The organism is Rummeliibacillus sp. POC4 (assembly GCF_003576525.1).
GTDB lineage: Bacteria > Bacillota > Bacilli > Bacillales_A > Planococcaceae > Rummeliibacillus.
Genome location: NZ_QWUA01000056.1, coordinates 12,987 through 32,493, shown reverse-complemented (window position 1 = coordinate 32,493; position 19,507 = coordinate 12,987). Strand labels below are relative to the sequence as shown.

The 19,507-nt window shown below is 35.1% G+C and carries 19 protein-coding genes; 1 reads left to right on the top strand and 18 read right to left on the bottom strand.

Features of this window, described 5'->3' with window-relative positions; translation table 11 throughout:
• Positions 1–217: 217 nt before the first annotated feature.
• From D1606_RS13845 to D1606_RS13820, 6 genes are all read right to left on the bottom strand, one after another.
• Complete coding sequence (locus D1606_RS13845) at positions 218–925, bottom strand: ABC transporter ATP-binding protein (protein WP_119416611.1); 708 nt, start codon at positions 923–925, stop codon at positions 218–220.
• A complete protein-coding gene (locus D1606_RS13840) occupies positions 925–1,701 on the bottom strand; it encodes an ABC transporter ATP-binding protein (protein WP_119416609.1) in 777 nt (258 codons plus the stop codon). Before D1606_RS13840 ends, D1606_RS13845 begins: the two co-directional genes overlap by 1 nt.
• Complete coding sequence (locus tag D1606_RS13835; RefSeq protein WP_119416608.1) at positions 1,694–2,641, bottom strand: branched-chain amino acid ABC transporter permease; 948 nt, start codon at positions 2,639–2,641, stop codon at positions 1,694–1,696. The genes D1606_RS13840 and D1606_RS13835 overlap by 8 nt, the downstream gene beginning before the upstream one ends.
• Positions 2,642–2,653: 12 nt before the next feature.
• Positions 2,654–3,529, bottom strand: a complete 876-nt coding sequence (locus tag D1606_RS13830; RefSeq protein WP_119416607.1) for a branched-chain amino acid ABC transporter permease — start codon at positions 3,527–3,529, stop codon at positions 2,654–2,656.
• Between the two features lie 70 nt (positions 3,530–3,599).
• Complete coding sequence (locus D1606_RS13825; protein ID WP_119416606.1) at positions 3,600–4,796, bottom strand: ABC transporter substrate-binding protein; 1,197 nt, start codon at positions 4,794–4,796, stop codon at positions 3,600–3,602.
• A 338-nt stretch (positions 4,797–5,134) separates the two neighbouring features.
• Complete coding sequence (locus D1606_RS13820) at positions 5,135–7,348, bottom strand: MMPL family transporter (protein WP_119416605.1); 2,214 nt, start codon at positions 7,346–7,348, stop codon at positions 5,135–5,137.
• Between the two features lie 118 nt (positions 7,349–7,466).
• Here D1606_RS13820 and D1606_RS13815 point away from each other — a divergent pair, with 118 nt between their 5' ends.
• The gene (locus D1606_RS13815) at positions 7,467–8,087 is read left to right on the top strand and encodes a TetR/AcrR family transcriptional regulator (protein ID WP_369973810.1); all 621 of its coding nucleotides are present in this window, start codon (positions 7,467–7,469) and stop codon (positions 8,085–8,087) included.
• Between the two features lie 113 nt (positions 8,088–8,200).
• Here D1606_RS13815 and D1606_RS13810 read toward each other — a convergent pair whose 3' ends face one another.
• The 12 genes from D1606_RS13810 to D1606_RS13755 all read right to left on the bottom strand — a co-directional run bounded on the left by D1606_RS13810 (position 8,201) and on the right by D1606_RS13755 (position 19,495).
• On the bottom strand, positions 8,201–8,626 hold the full coding sequence (locus D1606_RS13810) for a MarR family winged helix-turn-helix transcriptional regulator (RefSeq protein ID WP_119416604.1): 426 nt from the start codon (positions 8,624–8,626) through the stop codon (positions 8,201–8,203).
• Between the two features lie 23 nt (positions 8,627–8,649).
• Positions 8,650–9,405, bottom strand: a complete 756-nt coding sequence (locus tag D1606_RS13805; RefSeq protein ID WP_119416603.1) for an SDR family NAD(P)-dependent oxidoreductase — start codon at positions 9,403–9,405, stop codon at positions 8,650–8,652.
• Positions 9,406–9,509: 104 nt separating this feature from the next.
• Positions 9,510–10,709 (bottom strand): MFS transporter, encoded by a 1,200-nt coding sequence (locus D1606_RS13800; protein ID WP_119416602.1) that lies wholly within the window; start codon positions 10,707–10,709, stop codon positions 9,510–9,512.
• 10 nt (positions 10,710–10,719) lie between these two features.
• Entirely contained in the window at positions 10,720–11,142 is a 423-nt protein-coding gene (locus tag D1606_RS13795; RefSeq protein ID WP_119416601.1) for a MarR family winged helix-turn-helix transcriptional regulator, read from the bottom strand.
• Positions 11,143–11,305: 163 nt separating this feature from the next.
• Complete coding sequence (locus D1606_RS13790) at positions 11,306–11,902, bottom strand: class I SAM-dependent methyltransferase (RefSeq protein WP_119416600.1); 597 nt, start codon at positions 11,900–11,902, stop codon at positions 11,306–11,308.
• Positions 11,903–11,915: 13 nt separating this feature from the next.
• Positions 11,916–12,503, bottom strand: coding sequence for a class I SAM-dependent methyltransferase (locus D1606_RS13785; protein WP_158582388.1), 588 nt, complete (start codon positions 12,501–12,503; stop codon positions 11,916–11,918).
• A gap of 286 nt (positions 12,504–12,789) precedes the next feature.
• Positions 12,790–14,811, bottom strand: a complete 2,022-nt coding sequence (locus D1606_RS18805; RefSeq protein WP_158582387.1) for a CotH kinase family protein — start codon at positions 14,809–14,811, stop codon at positions 12,790–12,792.
• 26 nt (positions 14,812–14,837) lie between these two features.
• Entirely contained in the window at positions 14,838–15,521 is a 684-nt protein-coding gene (locus D1606_RS13775) for a DUF4956 domain-containing protein (RefSeq protein ID WP_119416598.1), read from the bottom strand.
• Positions 15,522–15,549: 28 nt separating this feature from the next.
• The gene (locus D1606_RS13770; protein WP_119416597.1) at positions 15,550–16,251 is read right to left on the bottom strand and encodes a polyphosphate polymerase domain-containing protein; all 702 of its coding nucleotides are present in this window, start codon (positions 16,249–16,251) and stop codon (positions 15,550–15,552) included.
• Positions 16,252–16,270: 19 nt separating this feature from the next.
• On the bottom strand, positions 16,271–17,215 hold the full coding sequence (locus D1606_RS13765; RefSeq protein WP_119416596.1) for a peptidylprolyl isomerase: 945 nt from the start codon (positions 17,213–17,215) through the stop codon (positions 16,271–16,273).
• A gap of 167 nt (positions 17,216–17,382) precedes the next feature.
• The gene (locus D1606_RS13760) at positions 17,383–18,831 is read right to left on the bottom strand and encodes a sensor histidine kinase (RefSeq protein ID WP_119416595.1); all 1,449 of its coding nucleotides are present in this window, start codon (positions 18,829–18,831) and stop codon (positions 17,383–17,385) included.
• Positions 18,821–19,495, bottom strand: a complete 675-nt coding sequence (locus tag D1606_RS13755) for a response regulator transcription factor (RefSeq protein WP_119416594.1) — start codon at positions 19,493–19,495, stop codon at positions 18,821–18,823. The genes D1606_RS13760 and D1606_RS13755 overlap by 11 nt, the downstream gene beginning before the upstream one ends.
• Between the last annotated feature and the right edge of the window lie 12 nt (positions 19,496–19,507).

The window sequence follows — 19,507 nt, the reverse complement described above, 5'->3', positions numbered from 1 at the left end:
ATACATTTAGTAAAGACGTTATGACTGTCTCGCGGGAAATTTAGGTTAAATGCAAAAAAGGACGTATCTAAAAATCCCTTCTGAGACACGTCCTTCGGAACAAGGATGGAATAATTTGATCACATAACTGCAAGAGCAAAACTTCATAGTGAATATTTTTTATAGAAGAAGGGACTGCTACGTAATCTTCATAACTTATAGGCCGTCCCCTTTCTTTCTATAATCCACCTAAATATGCAGCTTTCACTTGTTCAGTCTCTTTTAGTTCGTTCGCAGTGCCTGATAGTACAACTCTACCCGTTTCAATTACATAGGATCGGTCAGCTATAGAAAGAGCCATATGGGCATTCTGTTCTACCAAAAGAATTGTTGTGCCTTCTTTTCGAATTTCTTCTATCGTATTAAAAATCGTTTTTACCATGATTGGCGCTAGTCCCATAGACGGCTCATCTAACAATAACAGCTTTGGTCTAGCCATTATTGCCCGCCCCATTGCAAGCATTTGCTGTTCACCACCTGATAATGTACCAGATAATTGTTTTCGGCGTTCTAAAAGAATAGGAAAAATCCCAAAAATGCGTTCTTTATCTTTTGCTATGCCCGCACGGTCATTTCGTAAATACGCACCCAATTCCAGATTCTCTTCTACTGTCATATTTGCAAAAACACGCCGTCCCTCTGGAACCTGTGAAATCCCAGCCTTTACAATAGATTGTGCAGCCTTTCCTGCTATAGAGTTACCAAGGTATTCAATTGTACCTTGTTTTGGTTTTAATAATCCTGACAATGTCTTTAAAAGTGTACTCTTACCCGCTCCATTTGCGCCTATTAATGTGACAATTTCACCTTCGTTTACCTCTAAGGAGACTCCCTTTAATGCTTGAATATTACCGTAAAACACATTGATGTCATTTACCTTCAGCATCATCCTGTAACCTCCTCACCTAAATAAGCTTCAATAACTTTTGGATTGTTACGAATATCCTCTGGATTCCCATGAGCAATGAGTTGACCATGGTCAAGAACATAAATCCTTTCACAAATCCCCATGACAAGTCCCATATCGTGTTCGATTAAAAGAATGGTTAAATCAAATTTCTCACGAATTAGAGCAATTAACTCCATTAAATCATGAGTTTCTTGAGGATTCATACCAGCTGCAGGCTCATCTAATAATAAGAGCTTAGGCTTTGCAGCTAATGCCCGGGCAATTTCTAGCCGACGCTGCATTCCATAAGGGAGGTTTTTAGCTAGCTCATGCATATATTTGTCTAAACCAAAAATCTTTAGAAATTCAATCGATTGTTGTTCCATTTTCGCTTCACCAGAGAAGTAACTTGGCAAACGTAAAATAGAACTTAATACAGAATGGTGAGCAAGTGAATGGTTTGCTACTTTTACATTATCTAGAACAGAAAGCTCTTTAAACAAACGGATATTTTGAAATGTACGACTTACGCCACTTTTTGTAACTTGGTGAGGTGACATGTTATTCGTCTTTTTTCCATCAAACGTTATAACACCCTCTGTCGGTTTATAAACACCGGTTAACATATTAAAGCTAGTCGTTTTCCCAGCACCATTTGGACCGATCAAGCCAATAAGTTCACCTTGATGCATATCCATATTTAAGCCTGAAACAGCCTTCAAACCACCAAATTGTATCCCAACATTCTCAACTTTTAAAAGAAGGTTACTCATTTACATTACCTCCTCTCGATTTCTTGCCGAATTTGAAAAGATCGGTAACTTCCTTCGTTCCCATTAAGCCAGATGGACGATATAACATCACAATGATTAATACTAAACTATAGATTATCATACGAGTTTCAGGGAAATCTTGTAGATATAACGAAATAATAGTCAAAAGTATCGCAGCAATAATTGATCCTGATAGGCTACCCAGACCACCTAGTACAACATAGATTAAAATATCGAAGGACTTTAAGAAGCCAAATTGTGATGGTTGGATAATAAAGAAGTTATGAGAGAATAACCCCCCTGCAAGTCCAGCAAAAAATGAACCAATAGCAAATGCTAATACTTTGTAGAAAGTGGTGTTGATTCCCATTGCATCTGCAGCAATTTCATCTTCCCGAACCGCAATACATGCACGTCCATGACGTGAGTTTGTAAAATTTGAAATAACAATAATCGTAATAAGCACAGCAAAAAATGCATAAGACCAAGTTGTTAGATAATCTACTTGCATACCTGCTGCCCCACCAACGTAATCAATATTCAAGAATACAATTCGAATAATTTCAGCAAATCCAAGTGTAGCAATTGCTAGGTAATCACCCTTTAAACGGAGTGTAGGAATCCCTACGATTAATCCCGCAATAGCTGCTACAAAGGCCCCTATTAACAATGCTACTGGGAATGGCCATCCTAGATTTGTTGTGAAAATAGCCGAAATATACGCGCCCACTGCTAAGAACCCTGCATGACCAATTGAGAACTGCCCTGTAATCCCAATCACTAAATGTAAACTAACAGCTAAAATCACATTAATCGCAATTGTAATAAATAAATTTGAATAATACATATCTAAATTTCCGTTTGAAATCAAAAATTCCACAATGCCATAGACGACTAGAGCTACTGCAACATATATCCAAAATACTTTAGACTTTTTCATAAGTACCGTCACCTACACTTTCTCACGGGTGTTTTTGCCAAATATCCCCGCAGGTCTAAAGATTAAGATTAAGATCAAAATAACAAAGGCAGCTGCATCTCTCCATAAGGAGAAGCCTAATGCACTAACAACCGTTTCAACAACACCGAGCACCATACCTCCAGCTACTGCCCCTGGAATTATGCCAATGCCTCCAAGCACAGCTGCTACAAATGCTTTCACCCCTGGTATAATCCCCATTAAAGGATCAATTTTCGTATAGTAAACACCAAAAATAACACCTGCTGCACCAGCAAGTGCAGAACCAATTGCAAATGTTACTGAAATGGTATTATCTACATTGATTCCCATCAAGCGTGCTGCTTCAACATCATAAGATACTGCACGCATCGCTTTACCAATCTTTGTCTTATGTACGATGAATTGTAGGATAAGCATTAGTACGATGGATACTGATAAAATCATAATGGATTGCATACTAATTTGTGCACCTAAAAAGTTAAATGTCTTATTTGAAATAACATCTGGATATGCCTCTGGCTGTGCACCCCTGAAGAATATGGTCGTATATTCAATCAAAAGTGATACACCAATTGCTGTAATTAATGCTGCGATACGTGTTGCATTACGTAATCTTTTATAAGCAATACGTTCAATTAATACCCCCAATATTGCACAAACAACCATTGCTAATAGTAATGCTGGAAAGAATCCTAAATCCCATCTTGCAATAGCTAAAAAACCTATAAACGCACCAATCATAAACACATCACCGTGCGCAAAATTGATCAGTTTAATAATGCCGTATACCATCGTATAACCGAGGGCAATTAATGCATATATACTTCCGAGTGAAATACCATTGATTAACTGTTGCAACCACTCCATAAATCCCACTCCTTTAAAAAGAAATAAATACGAAAAGGGAGGACCGTCCCCCCTTTTCTTAACCAAAGCATTAAGGATTAACTTTAGAGTTGAATACTTGCTTACCGTCTTTAAATTCAAGAACTGTTGCTGTTTTTACTGGGTTATGTTTTTCATCCACTGAGAAATTACCTGTAACTAATGACAAGTCCTTTGTATCTGCTAATGCGTCTTTAATTTTTTCACCATCTGTTGATCCTGCACGTTCAATTGCATCTTTTAACCAATAGACCGTATCATAGCCCAACGCATTAAATGCATCCGGTGCTTGATCACTATTAGCTGCTTTAAATGCTTCAACAAATTTTTGAATTTTTTCATCTGGATCTTCAGCTGAATAATGGTTTGTAAAGTATGTTTTATTAAGCGCATCATTACCTGCTAACTCAACCATTTTAGGTGAATCCCATCCATCTCCACCCATCAAAGGTACATCAATACCAGCCGCGCGGGCCTGTTTAATAATCAAACCAACTTCTTCGTAATAGCCTGGGATATAGATAAAGTCAGGTTTTTTAGACTTTAAACGCGTTAAAGTAGATTTGAAATCCGTATCTTTTGCAACATACGATTCCTCCGCTACAACTTTGCCACCATTTTTCTCAACGGTTTCTTTAAATGATTTGGCTAATCCTTTTGCATAATCACTTGCACTATCTGCAAAAATAGCTACATTTTTCGCTTTTATAGTATCTAGTGCAAAGTTCGCAGCGATTTGACCTTGGAATGGATCGATAAAGCATGTACGGAAGGCGAACTCATTTAAATCGCCTTTTTCACTTACTGTTACAGTTTCAGATGTTGCAGAAGGCCCAATAACAGGCATTTTATATTTATTCGCAATTTGCACTGCAGCAACTGTATTTCCAGATGTTGCAGAACCCACTTGTGCTACTACTTTTTCTTGTGTTGCTAACTTAATAGCCGCAGATGTTGCTTCAGCCGCATCTGATTTGTTATCAATTTCAACTGGTACGATCTTTTTGCCGTCAATACCACCTGCTTTGTTGATCTCATCAATGGCAAGTTTAGCTCCTTTTGAAATACCAGAACCATAAGATGCTACAGCCCCAGATAATTCCAAATTTAAGCCGATTTTAATCTCATCACTACTTTTCTTGCCACTTGAAGATTTTTCATCCTTACTTCCACACCCCGCTAAAACGCCAACGACTAAAGATGAAGCTAAAAATACCGATGCATATCTTTTTAATTTCTTTGAACTCATACCATATCCCCCTTGTCAAAACTATATTCATAATATTCAGATAAATTGGTATAATCTGAATATTTATTTGATATAGTTTTATGCTTGTTAATACTTTGTTAGACTTTTTTACAAATCATATTGTAAATGATTCATATCATTTAGTCTATATCAATTTTTTGTAAATTTAAAATATTTATTTTTTGGTATAAAATAGTATTTTTCCATTTTTATTAATTTGAAATAGTATTTTTATGTCTTTTTATTAGGGGATAAATTGAACAAAAGGAGCAACTAATTAGTTTTATATGGTTACATCAAAAAAGCTGAGATAACATCTCTCAGCTTTTTTGATGTATTTATTTATCTGCATTCTTAAATAGTTTCCCTGGCCAAAAAGCATACTTGCCTAAAACTGTAGTTATAGCAGGTACAAGTAATGGACGGACGATAAAAGTATCCAGTAAAACGCCTATTGCTGTTACCACACCGAATTGTACCAATGCTTGAATAGGCAAAGTTGCTAACACTGCGAAAGTACCAGCTAAAATTAGACCTGCTGACGTAATAACGTTACTTGTGTGTACTACTCCATCGGAAACTGCAGAATGGTGATCTTGCTTTTTTCTCTTTTTCCAAATCTCAGATACCATAAATATATTGTAATCTTCGCCGAGTGCCACTAAAAATACAAACGAATAAAGCGGGATTGATCCTTGAATAGCATCTGCATCAAAGAAGTAATGTAATATTAACCAACCTGCACCTAATGCTGCAAAATAAGATAAAACAACTGTACCGATTAAGTATAGAGTTGCTGTAATCGAACGTAAATATCCAAGTAACAACAGCGCAATGATAGCAATCATTGTTGGTATAATAATAGATTCATCTCGTTCAATAGTTTGCTTTGTATCATATTGAGTAGCGGTTTCCCCACCAATCCATACACGTTTACTAGCGTCTTGAATACCCACATCTTGTAGTATTGCTGTTACTTGTTTTTTAAGCTTAGGTATTTGTTCAATTGCTTCCGTTGAATATGGATTTCCATCAAGATAGAGTTCTACTAATTGAAGTTCCTCTCTAGTTTTGCCTGTCAGTGGCTTGTTAACTTGATCAACATTAGATAGTTTTTTTAACTCTTTTTGTAAATCTATATTCTTACCATCAGTATCTACAATAACCTTTACTGGCGCTAATTCACCAGGACTAAAATTATCAGATATTAGTTGAAAACCTTCTCTCGAAGCAATGTCTTTTGGGAACGACGATAACAAATCAAAGGTAAATTGTATTTTAGGCACAAACGTTGCTAGCCCGCCTAATAAGATTATTGTGGTAATAATAACAGTCCAAGGTTTACGAGTTACAACATGGCCAATTTTACGACTGAATCGATGTTTTGGCTTTGGTTCTTTAAAAACTTTCCCTTTCTTTTCAGCTCTTGCCTTCTCCATTTCTACAGTACGAGGGATAAATGGATAGAAAGTTATTCTACCTATTAGCACCAATAATGCTGGTAAAACTGTTAATGATGCAATTCCTACTAAAAGAACCGCAAAGCTAAATGGTATTGAAAATCTTTGGAAAGATCCATAGTGTGCTAGACTAAGTGTCAACAACCCAATGACGACCGTCAAGGCACTCATGGCTATAGCACCACCTGATTCTTTTACCGCTATTTTCATCGCTTTAAAACGATTCTCTTCTTCATATAAAATATCTCTATATTTTGAGATTAAAAATAGACAATAATCTGTTCCTGCACCAAATAATAATACTGTCATAATAGATACAGCTTGTGCATCTTTTGTAATCCATCCTTGTTCAGAAAAGAAACCTAGAGATGGACTTATTAAACCATAAGCAAACCCAACAACTAATAATGGTACGACTGCCAAAATAGGTGAACGGTATAATAGAATTAATAATACTAATACTAATAATACTGTTGCAATCATTAGTTTCACATCGGCTTGAGAGAATAAGCTGACTGCATCAATTTGAATACCTACAGGTCCTGATAATCGTAAATGTAAACCACTTTCAGATAATTTGTTACTAAAAGGATCTTCCCCTAACTCTTTTGTAACTAGTTTCTCAAATTTTTCTACATTCGTTTTTAATACATCAGTAGATGCATCCTTGTCAAAAAAGATAGGTGTAACAATTGTAGTACCATTTTCAGATACTTCTGCTTTTATCGCTTGTGATGGCAGAGTCCCAAGTGGTGGAATTGATTGTTGCTTAGTTAACGGCTGATCCATTAAATTTTTATAGACATTTTGAATAGCTTCAATATCATCATCTTTTAATGCATCATTTCTATGCCAAACCACTAATAACGGATTTCCTGAATCACTTGAAAATTCATCACTTATTAATTGCTCCGCTTTTTGTGACATTAACTCTTTTGGTAAATCATTAGCTGATCCATTTTCTATACTGTTTATTTGCGGCCAAAGGAAAGATAAAACAGTAACTAATAATACCCAAACAACCAATGGAATCCAACTCGTCTTTTTTCCACCAACCAGTGAACCCCAAAGCTCTAACGGTCCTCTTTTCATCCAATATTCACCATCCTCATGTTAATGATTTAATTATATATACTGGTTAGTTAATTATTCAAGCTTTTTATCTTATGCTATACTGTAGTAAAAAATGGCGTATTTAGGAGCGATTGCAGTGCAACAAAAACAACGAAGCCTAGGTAGACCTCGTCATGATCAACAAGATAAACCCACTAAGTCCATTATTTTAGAAGTTGCGACAAAATTATTTCTTCAAAATGGTTATAAAATTGTTTCTATGGATGATATTGCTAAAGCTTGTAATTTAACAAAAGCAACCATTTACTATTACTACTCTACAAAAGCAGAATTATACACGGACTGTATGATTGTGATGATGGATTATATTCGTGAGCAAATTTCTAACATTTTGAATAGGGATGAGCTTCCACTAAAATCACGATTCCATCAACTCATTAAAATCCATTTATCTGCAACGGAAGACATTGACTTAAATAACTTTATGCGTGATGCCAAGATTAGTTTATCTGAAGAACAAAAAAAGAAAATGAAACAATCCGAGGAAAAGATGCATGAGATTATTCAGCACACTTTAATGGAGGCCATGGAAAAGGGAGAAATCCCACAGCATGATTCTAAGTTTGTAACACAGTTATTCACATCGTTATTAAACGTTGGAAATCATCGTGATGAAAATGGTCAAGCTTTTTTCACTTCAATCGATGATATGGCGAAAAATATTGGTGACTTTTTTTGGAAAGGGTTAGGTGTATAAAATTATATGCCTAGTCTTTTTTATATTTTTTTGTAGGAGATTTGGGCAACTCCTTAAATTAAAAAATTGCCGATGTCGTCATGAATTTGACAACGTCGGCAATCTCTGTTTTATCATTTATCGATTATAGACAGAAGTTTTTGTTGGATGGACAAATATTGTTCTATTTCTTCTTTACTTAACATGCTGAATAGTTCTACTTGAATTTCATTTCCTACCTTTTGCGCTTCCTCTAATGCTTTTAATCCTAGTTCGGTAATTGCTAACAATACGTTTCTGCGATCATCTGCATTATATTGACGCTCTGCATATCTCTCTTTTACTAACTTTGAAGCAATATTCGTCATAGCCCCTGGTGAATAGCCTAATTCCTCAGCCAGTACGGTTTGCTTCTGGGGTCCATTTTGTTTAAGCTCACTAAGAACCAAAATAGGTGAAATTCCTATATAATTTTGAATACGTTGCGAAAATTGCAGGATATTCGCATTATTCACTAATTCGTTTGCATGTATCAGTTGAAAAATATTTGTTTCTTTCAAAACGTCCTCCTAACTCCAAAATACTATCGAAGCATAGTTGCTCCACCATCAGTCATAATTGTTTGACCAGTAATATATTTTGAATCCTCAGATGCTAAAAATACAGCGACACGGCCAATATCTTTTTCAACATCACCAAAACGGCCCATTGGAATTTTATTTTTAACTGCTTCATAGTATTCAGGTTGAGCTTTAGACCATGCTTCTACACCTGGTGAAAGAGCAATTGGGCTAATAAGGTTAATATTAATACCATATTGTCCCCATTCACGAGCAGCTACTCGTGTAATACCGCGAATAGCTTCTTTTGCAGCAGCATATGCAGCTTGTGTGGGATCGCCATTTAAGCCAGCGCCTGATGCAAAGTTGATAATATTACCTTTGGTTTCTTTTAAATAAGGGAATGCTGCTTGCATTAAATAGAATGTCGGATAAAAACCTGTACCGAAAGAAAGATCGATATCTTCTTGTGTAGTTTCCATGAATGGCTTTTGTCTTGAAGCATGTGCATTGTTTACTAAGACATCTAGTTTACCATATTTTTTAACAACTGTTTCAACAATATTCCCTAACTTATTGCGGTCCATTAAGTTTACTTGCATGAACATGGATTCTGGAGAATATTGTTGTAATTCTTTCTCCATCGCTTTTCCTGTTTCTTCATTTAAATCAACGATTGTTACGATAGCGCCTTCTTTAACCATTGCTTTTGCCATACCACTACCGATACCGCCTGCACCACCAGTAATAATAGCAACTTTGCCATCTAATTTTCCCATTGTTTACATCTCCTTTATTTCGAATAAATATATTTTAACACTAAAATATTTAATATTAAAATATATTACACCTTACAATAAAAGAATGCTCTAAAATGAAAAAATTACCCTACTTTTTTCTCCAAGATTAGATGATCTTTTCTTCCATGAAGTATGAAATAAATTGCAATGGTGATGAAAATGAAAATGCTTAATGATACATATAATTTTCCATAACCAAGCAATGGAATAATATACCCCAGTAAATATGGTCCTACACCTAAACCACCATCTAATGCGATAAAGTAAGTTGATGTTGCTAATCCCATACGATGTGGAGGTGTCAACTTTACAGCAATGGCCTGTGCTGTTGAGGATAGATTCCCATAACCTGCACCAATCATGGCACCTGATAATAACAATACGACACCGCTATGAGAAGTACTTAGCAAAAGTAAACCTAGTGCAAACAGAACAAAACATGGATACATTACAAAGTTTGCACCTTTCGTATCCATTAATCTTCCGGTAAATGGGCGTGTTACTAAAATAGCAATAGCATATACAAGAAAGAAGAAACTTGATGCTGCTACTAAATCACGTTCTTTAGCAAAAAAGTTAATAAAGGAAAGAATACCTGCATATCCAAAAGCAATAAAAATTGTAATAATAGCAACTGGTATCGCCTTTGGTTCTAAGTATTGTGAGATACTGAATCCCTTTGAAGATGCTTGAGAATCTGGTACTCCTGGTACTGGGGGAACTTTCGCCATTAACGATATAACTAAACAGATAATACCTAATAACATACATAGTAAAAAGATCATACTATAAGATGAATGTTGACTCATCATAATTCCTATAAACGGACCTATTGCAGTCCCTAGTGTAGCACTCATACTATAATAGCCAATTCCTTCACCTTTACGAGATTGCGGAAGAATTTGTGCCACAATAGTACCTGTTGCTGTTGACGCAATCCCAACAGATATACCATGAACTAATCGACATAAAAGCAAAACAGTAATCCCCGCATTAATGAAATAAAGTGACATTGTTAGCACAAACAGAGCTAAACCAATAATAAGCACTTTTTTACGTCCGAATTGGTCGATTACTCTCCCCGTTCCAAGTCTACCTATTAAAGTACCAATAATATAAATCCCTGTCACCAGACCTGCCTGGCTTGTTGAAGCATGATATTCCTTCACTGCAAATGATGCCATCGTTACCATTAACAAATAAAAAATAACTAAAATGATAAAGTTAATGATCGACATAATGACAAAATCTTTTGACCATAATTTTTCTTTCGCATGACTCATTGGAAGACCCCTATCTATTTAATAAATTCCCTCTAATTTTTTTCATCGTTCGCATAAATACTAGTTGTTCTTCTTCTGGGATTCCTTTTAGTATTTGCTGTTCAAATACATCAACAGTCACCCGTATTTCCTTATAAATCTCTAGGCCCTTAGCTGTTACCACCATATGCTTTTCACGTTTGTCTTTCCCGGGCTTAGCCTCTACAAGACCTTGTTCTATTAAACTCTTCATCGTCCTCGTAATATTAGGCTTTTCTACACTCAGAAGTCTTGCCATTTCTACTAATGTCATCGATTCAGAGTTCACTAAATAATACAAAACAGACCATTCAGCTCGGTGTAAATGATGCGTTGCAAGCCTCTCATTTAACTGCGTTTCAAATGGTCTGTATGTTAAAACTAATTGATGAAATAAAGTTCTAAAAGCAGTCATATAAATCTCCTTTTCAAATTAGTTAACAATGATAACTATTAAAAATGAACTTTCTCATCATATCAAACTTAGTTTTCAATTTCAAGTAGTCTACTAGGAATTACCTTCTATAAAATAAAAATAGACAACCCTAAATTAAACATTAGAGTTGCCTTCATATTTACTATTTCTCAATAATAAGTTGGATAACATGGGCCAGTCCTGTATGAAGTGTCCCTTCTTGTCTTGACTGCTCCCCTACAAAAAAGTGAACTATTTTATAGTTTTCACACCAATCTAAAATATCTTGGGGTTTATAGAGCATCTCTAATTTCTTAGGTCCACCAGTCCGATAGTCGAGTTGTTTTTCAGAATACAACTCCATCATTATTTTGCCACCAGGCTTAACCGATTTTAAAATTTTCTCAAATACATTTCTCTGGTCTTCTTTTCGAAAATGTCCAAATACCATGATTGCTGCATCGAATTGTTCATTTGGCACAGAACCCTCTAATAAATCTACCTGTACAGTCTTCACTTTTACATTATTTTTTTCTGCCAATTGTACTGTTTTGTTTAAGCCGCTTTCTGCATAGTCAAAAGTTGTAACATCATGTCCTGATTTAGCTAAAAATATAGCATTTCGCCCTTCACCTTCTGCAAATGCAGCAACTTTCTTAAGATTTTCTAATTGAAAGGTGTATTCTTTAATAAAGGCATTTGGTTCCTCACCATATATATATTCAGTTGTGTTAAATCGTTCATTCCATAAATTTGTCATATCAACAATCCTCCTAATATTCAAAAATCATAATTCGCTCATGCGTATTATAAGCAAATTGATTTGGCACTAGAACATCCTTTATAACTTTAAATTTTGTTTCGCTTTTTAAGTATTGAATATACTCAAAAGAGGGGTAATATAATATCACATAAATCTTTCGAGAATTGCCTTGCTGTGATTTCAAGATATTATAAATTACTTTCCGGAAAATCTGTACTGAAAAAGGATTAAAGAAAAAGAAGATATTATCTGTCGGTTGTATTTTGTATTGTTCAGCTTTAGCATTCAGGAAGTTCACCGATTTCTCTGCTAAATGATGATTCTTTACATATTGCATTTTATTTTGGTAAGCGTCTTGTATATAATTTTTGTTTATTTCAATGCCAAGAGTATCGATATGATAACGATGATTCACATAAAACACTACTCTTCCTTTTCCACATCCAAAGTCTACAAAACAATCATCTTGTGCTAATTCAATATTATCAAAGCATAAGTCTAATACATCATAAGGTGTTGGCTCATACGGATAATAGTTAGAGAAGAGTGGTAAATCCTTTATTTCAGTTGTTTGTATATGTAGAAATTGATCATCCACTGAAAGACACCTCATTTAATTTTTATATTAAACCACTTTGTTTCAACATCACTTTTCTAAAGTTACAATTTAATATTAAAATATTTAAAAAGAAAAGGTGAACAAAATGACTTGTCTTTGAGAAATTAGAAAGGATAGCATTCATATAAAAGAACAAAAGGCTTACTCAATCGTTGTGCTAGACAATCGAGTAAAGCCTTTTGCATGTGTAAGTGTAAAATTGGGTGGGATTTCACTGCCCGCATCGTCAAACAGATACGAGCAGTGGGTAACAACACTCTATTTATTATCTTTTGTTTAATTTACGGCCCCTACGTTTAAATATAAAAACAGCAATAATAGCAAGTAGTAACACACTTGTAGCGATTCCATCCATTATCAGAGTCTCTTTGGATGTTCCTGTTTCTACTTGGTTCTGTCCTACATTTTGTGGACCACCTTGCCCCATATTCCCTCCTGGTTGGCCTTGACCATTACCTCCAAAGGCCATTGCAACATTAGGTTCTTGACCCATTCCATTTCCTTTTGCAGCATTTTTATTGGTAGATGTATCTCTATCCTTTTGTTTTTGTTTTCTTTCATTGTCTTTTGATTTTGTTAGATCATTTGTTGACGCTTTATCATCTTCATTTGATGGAGTATTATCGACATTCAATTCACCTGAAAGTTGCTTTAATATAGATTTAGAACGTTGTTTAGCAAATTCTGGTAAACTATTATCACCTAAAACAGCTTTTTCAAAATCCTCCTTCGTAAAGAATTTTGTAGGATCTTTTTCTACATAAGGTTTAATTAACTTCGCAATCTTCGCTGTTTCTACCGCAATTTGATTTTCCGTTAAATAACTTGTTGCCACTTTCTTTAAGTAACCTTCATATTTTTCTTTATATTGGTCATTTGATAGCAATACATTAAGTAATGGTCTTTCTTCTAAAGTTGTTCCGGATATTGGCGTCGTGATACTAAAGTTGATACTAGATTCTGCTAGTAAATCACTATTGGAAGCTCCAGCAGCTTTTTGGCCTACATTACCCTTTTTGTTTGCATTACTTGTATCATTTTTTGTATTTGTTTTTGATTGTTCACCACTCTGAGCATTACTGCTATCCTGTGGAGCAGCAGGTGCTTCTCCATTTTGTCCTTGCGGAGGTTGCATTCCACCTTGATCGTCATTTTCGCCAGGTGGCATTTGTCCACTTCGCCCTTGTGGTGGTTGACCATTACCATCTGGAGGCGTTGGCATACCATTTTCAGTTGTATTACTATTTTGTTCTGTAGAATTATTTTCCCTTGTCGTACTATTAGTAGAATTAGTATTCTTTCTACTATCAGTTTGTTTACTTGTAGTGTTTGTTTGCGGTTGAGGATCTCTAAAGCCTCCTCCTACACCAAAACCGCCAAAGGACATATTATAATCCCAAGGAATTATATTAAATTTACCATTTTCCTCATACAAATAATAATTGTGCTTTAGATTTCCTTGATAACTATCTAAATTGACAAGTGCTGTGTTTACTGCAAAGTAGCGCAACAGATTGTCCACATTGGCGGTATCTTCAAGGCTCTTTCCTTTATTGTTAATAGCCTTCAAAAAGTCTACCGTAGCATTTTCTGAATCCTCGTCAATCTTTGTTTTAACGTTTAATCCTGTATAGTCGTCTAAATCGTCACTTATCCACTTTAAGTCACTGCCTGTGCCATCAGGTTTATATAGTGCACCCGTATTTGTCTCGAAATTTTTTGCCAAAAATGTTTCATCTACTTGTTCAACACCAAGGAATAATCCGCGATCCTTACCGTTAACAGTGACATACATATATGCATATGAAGGTGTTGGCAACCCCATTTTCTCCATTAGTTGATAGGAGAGGTATTCGCGCATTTGCGTGGCATCACTATAATTATTATTAAGATTTAATTTTTTTAATCCATATAGACTTTGCTCATCGTTATAATAATCAAAGTCTAACTTTAAACTGTAGCGATCCGAATCATCATCATTAGCTACTTCACGTAACGATAGATTCCCTTTCGTACGAACCCCAACATGTTCAAGTTTTTTACCATTAACCGTAACCGTTGCTTCTTTTACTTCTTCCTTTAGCGGATTATTAAGCATATCTTTCCAATCATCATCTGATAATTCAATATCCACTGTCGTTACTTTATTGTGATTAAACACTTGTGAGACATAACTTGTCTCTATATTCTTTTCTTTTATTGATAAGTTTGGTAAAATTCCGATGGCACATATGAACACAATCACGAGCATAGCGAGAATACTATATACAACTCTATTTTTGATCATGCTGTAGCTCCTTTACATCGTTCTTATTACGCTGTGAAATTCCCATCATAGCTAAGCATGACTGCTGATCGAACACCTTGAATAGCTGTTAACTCATTCATAAAATGTGAATCATTTTCCTTTACGCGAATTTCATAAGTGATTTCTAAATCATCGCCAGGCATAATTGATTTTGACTTTAATGCATATTTCTTTGATTTTGCTTTAATCACTTTTTCCAATGGATCTTCCGCTGAAGCATGATCATACTTCACAATAAGCAAGTAAGGATTTTCAATCGTAATTTTGTTCACGAAAAGAACAAGTATCAAACCAATTAATATAGAACCTATAATGACTAATGGAATAAATCCTGCACCACATAGAATACCTGCTACGATGGACCAGAACAAATAGACTAAATCCATTGGGTCTTTAATAGGTGTACGGAATCGAACAATTGATAATGCACCGACCATACCAAGAGATAATAGAACGTTTGATGAAATCCCCATAATAATTAATGCAGTAGCCATTGTCATAATCATCAACGAAATATTAAAACTATGTGAGTAAATTACTCCTGAAAATGTCTTTTTATAGACAGCATAAATAAATAAGCCAACTAAAAATGCTATGAGTAATCCGATTAAGGAATCTGTTAGTGAAAAACTTGTTGTTTTCTCGATAAAACTTGATTTGAAAATATCACTGAAGTTTGTGTTATCCATAAATGTTTTTCCTCCAAATATGATTTATTTAACCGTACATACGGCTAAGTTGGTATTTTGAATAGGCATCTGGTCTACGATCCATCATTTGTAATGTCATCTTGATGATATCTGGTAAATATTCGTCATACTTTACTTCCAAAATAACCTGTGTTGGATCGAATACTGGAACCATCGCTAAGTCCGGATTAAAAATATCGACGTTTCGTAAGCTTGTTTTAATCTGACTATCGAAAGTTACACGGATATTACCGTATGGGTAGATATACGCCTCACGAACATAGTCTACAACTGTCATTGGCTTGAGCTGATATAAGGTCATTTGGATGTATAACTCACGAATCAGTTGCCGTTCGTCATTTTCCATCCATTCGATTTCACCTATTCTTATCCATTCATATTCATGTTTTGAAATATAGCATTTTTCTTTAAAAGTTAAGTTGTTTCGTTTACTTTTCTTTTCTAATTTGATCAAATCGGAGCTTTTTCCGTATATTCGAACACGGTATTTATCTCTTTTGAAATAGCCTTCTTTTTTCTCGTTTAAAATCTTATTATCAAAATTATCGAAATAAACGCTGCGAATAAAGTACTTACCATCTCGTCCGGCATTTGTATCAAGTGTCATCACATGCTTTAGTTTGTTTTTCAGAATGGTATAATCCATTTGTGAAATAGCATGTTTTAGTTCTTTTCGCCCTTTTACTGTAAATTCATCTTGATAACGCATCTATCCTCGGACAACCTCCTTAGCTATTATTAGAACTTGTACTAGATGTTGAACCACTATCCTTATCTAGTTTGTTTTCAATCTTATAGTCTTCATATAGTGAAGATAACCAAGAACTATAATTGTCGTTAATCTTTTGTTCAACAACTGCTTCTCTTACCTGATCTTTTACATCAGCATATTCTGCTTTTTTTGTTGCTTTTTTACCCGTAACTTTAATAATATGATAGCCATATGATGATTTTACGATTTTACTAGTTTCTCCAACTTTCAATGAAAAAGCTGCATCCGCAAAATCCTCATCCATATCACTTTTCGCAAAGTATCCTAGGTTTCCACCATCTGATGCATTGCTTGAATCTTGTGAGTATTTTTTCGCTAACTTATCCCAATCTCCACCATCATTCAATTTAGCTAATACCGTATTAGCTGTTTTCTTATCATTTAATAAGATATGGCTAGCCTTTACTTGTGCGGTTTCATTGTAGGAATCTTTGTTTTCTTTGAAGTAAGATTTTAACTCTGAATCTGTAATATCAAGAGTTGGTTCAATCAGCTTTTTTGTTAGCAAATACGTTTTAATACTCTTCTTAGCATCATTTATTGTCATGTTGTTGGAAGCAAGTGCAGATTCTAGTGCTTCTTCACTTCCATATTGAGTTGCTAATGTGTCGAGTTGTGATTGAATGGCTTTTTTAGAAACCGTAACACTCTTCTTCTCAGCTTCTAATTCAATTACCTTATCTGAGATTAATGTATCAAGAACTGTTGCACCGTATTGCTTGTTTAAAGCTGAATTTAATTCTTCTTGAGAAATTTTTACTCCACCGACTTTAGCAACATAGTTATCTTTACTTATCAAATAATAAGCAACGACAGCAACCATACAAATTAGTGGTATACCTATAGTCAGAATTAGCTTTTTGCCAAGGCCTATCCGCTTGTTTGAGTTCAATTCGTTCATCTATATCTTCCTTCCCTTTGTTGGTAAGTTACTTTATCTTTTCTACAATTCATACTATATAGGGCTAATGTGTCAGTTAAATGTCAAAGTGAAGATTTTAATATACTTAATATAGAAAAAGGCGTCCATAAGTTCTTTTCGGAACTTATGAAACACCTTTAGCATTTTTATAATTTTGGAACCTTCACTTCAAAAATCGTCCCCTTTTTAGAACTCTCAATAAGGCGAAGATCACCACCTATAGATTGTGCCATCATTTTACTTAGTGGTAAGCCTAGACCAAGGCCACGTATTTCGTATTTTTTATTTTCCCCACGATAAAACCGTTCAAAAATAAGGTTTTGCTCTTCATTTGGAATTCCTCCTCCTGTGTCTGCAACACGAATTCGTATATCAGCCTTTGTTTCAGTAAGTGTAACAGTGATTTTGCCCTTTCCCTTCATTGCTTGCTTCGCATTTGTAAAGAGATTTGTAAATACTTGTTGAAATCTGACAAGATCAATTTCTACTTGTCTTGGTTCTGATAAAGTTTCTAATGCCAATTCAATATCTTCTGTATCTTGTGTAAGTTCCCATTGAGATACGGTATCTTTGATGGTTTGATTTATTTCAAAATTTTCGAGTTTTACTGGAATGGCATTAACAGAGAAGGAGTTAAATGCAAGTAAATCTCCTACCATAGTTTTTAGCTTTTTCGTTTCATTGACGGCCATTCTGATAAATTCTTTTAGATCTTCACCTTCAACAACATCATCTTGAATTGCTTGTAACAATCCGCTTATAGAAGTGACTGGTGTTTTTAATTCGTGCGTTACACCCGCTAGTAATTCTGTCCGCATCGCTTCTAATTGTTCCAATCTCAATGCCATGTCTTGGAATGAATGTACTAGTTCATAAACTTCTTCTTCTTTAATATTATCAGGTAGTTGAATATGATAATTTCCATCTTGTACTTGTTTGGCTGCGTAAGCTACGTCTTTAATCGGTTTTGCTAATCGCCGAGACAAGAAGTAAATTGCTCCAAGTCCAAGTAAAGCCAAACCACCTATCATAATAGCTAATTGACTATATTCTTGGTTAAGGTGCGTAAGATTTTCCTTTGTTTCCGTAATAATAACGTATCCAACGGTCTTATCATCTATTTCAATCTTCTTTTTTACTGCATAATTTAGCTGAGGAGAATCCTCGGATTTGTATTTAACTACATCATCTTTTAATGATATTACAGAACTTGGTAGACTTTTCTGTTCAATTGGACCTTTTGGTTGATTTGTAGATATTATATTTCCCTTTGTATCAACAATATAAATATTCGGTTTGATTCCCATATCCATAAAACGTTCTCGATCTCTAAATAATCCAGGATCAACTTTGTTTCCATTAGGAGCTTCAGGTGGTCCTGCTGATGAATTGCTTGTAATACTATCTGCTAAACGATTTGAGATTTCTTCGCCCATAAATTCCAACATATCTAAGCGATTCTGTAGAGTGGTATGGCGTATCCATATAGCAGAGAAAAATGCTACAATCGTAAGTCCAACACAAAGTGTTAATAGATATCTGCTTGTCCAATAACGTGTTAACGAAGTCCTCTTATCTTTACTTTTATTTAACACTTAGTTGATACCCCAATCCCCGTAGTGTTTTAATTTCACCTTCAGTTGCTGGCCAATCCTGTAACGCTTTGCGCAATCGTTTAACAGCTAAATCGACAGCTCGGTCGCTACCATCATATTCCCATCCCCAGACTTGCTCAATAAGTTGTTCTCTTGTAAACGTATGATTAGGATGCTCTGCGAGGAACATCAAAACAGATAAGTCTCTTGGCGTTAGGTCAACTTCATGCCCTCCTACATTTACTTGGTGTGATTGAAGATTAATCTCTAAACTACCAAATTGTCGTATAAGTCCCTTGTCTTCTTGAGTTCTTCTTAACACAGCCTTAACACGTGCAACGACTTCTTCTGCTACAAATGGTTTTGCTATATAGTCGTCTGCCCCTTCATTTAGACCTTCCAATCTATAATTCACATCACCTAATGCGGTAAGCATAATGACTGGGCAACTGCTTTCCTGACGAATTTCTTTTAGAATTTTCCACCCATTTTTTTCAGGTAACATCACATCTAACAAAATAATATCTGGATTCCAAGCATGAAATTTTTTGATCGCCTCAGTGCCTGTATATGCCTGCTCCGTCTGAAAATGCACCTTTTGTAAATATGCCTTCAATACTTGGCTTATGGCAAATTCATCTTCAACAATCAATACTTTATCCATTACTCTACCTCC

Bases quoted from the DNA above. Each gene is read 5' to 3' on its own strand.
- D1606_RS13775 (WP_119416598.1), bottom strand. From the start codon at position 15,521: ATGGATAACACAAACTTCAGTGATATTTTCAAATCAAGTTTTATCGAG.
- D1606_RS13835 (WP_119416608.1), bottom strand. From the start codon at position 2,641: ATGAAAAAGTCTAAAGTATTTTGGATATATGTTGCAGTAGCTCTAGTC.
- D1606_RS13830 (WP_119416607.1), bottom strand. From the start codon at position 3,529: ATGGAGTGGTTGCAACAGTTAATCAATGGTATTTCACTCGGAAGTATA.
- D1606_RS13755 (WP_119416594.1), bottom strand. From the start codon at position 19,495: ATGGATAAAGTATTGATTGTTGAAGATGAATTTGCCATAAGCCAAGTA.
- D1606_RS13800 (WP_119416602.1), bottom strand. From the start codon at position 10,709: ATGAGTCATGCGAAAGAAAAATTATGGTCAAAAGATTTTGTCATTATG.
- D1606_RS13765 (WP_119416596.1), bottom strand. From the start codon at position 17,215: ATGAACGAATTGAACTCAAACAAGCGGATAGGCCTTGGCAAAAAGCTA.
- D1606_RS13825 (WP_119416606.1), bottom strand. From the start codon at position 4,796: ATGAGTTCAAAGAAATTAAAAAGATATGCATCGGTATTTTTAGCTTCA.
- D1606_RS13770 (WP_119416597.1), bottom strand. From the start codon at position 16,251: ATGCGTTATCAAGATGAATTTACAGTAAAAGGGCGAAAAGAACTAAAA.
- D1606_RS13790 (WP_119416600.1), bottom strand. From the start codon at position 11,902: ATGACAAATTTATGGAATGAACGATTTAACACAACTGAATATATATAT.
- D1606_RS18805 (WP_158582387.1), bottom strand. From the start codon at position 14,811: ATGATCAAAAATAGAGTTGTATATAGTATTCTCGCTATGCTCGTGATT.
- D1606_RS13795 (WP_119416601.1), bottom strand. From the start codon at position 11,142: ATGACTGCTTTTAGAACTTTATTTCATCAATTAGTTTTAACATACAGA.
- D1606_RS13820 (WP_119416605.1), bottom strand. From the start codon at position 7,348: ATGAAAAGAGGACCGTTAGAGCTTTGGGGTTCACTGGTTGGTGGAAAA.
- D1606_RS13805 (WP_119416603.1), bottom strand. From the start codon at position 9,405: ATGGGAAAATTAGATGGCAAAGTTGCTATTATTACTGGTGGTGCAGGC.
- D1606_RS13840 (WP_119416609.1), bottom strand. From the start codon at position 1,701: ATGAGTAACCTTCTTTTAAAAGTTGAGAATGTTGGGATACAATTTGGT.
- D1606_RS13845 (WP_119416611.1), bottom strand. From the start codon at position 925: ATGCTGAAGGTAAATGACATCAATGTGTTTTACGGTAATATTCAAGCA.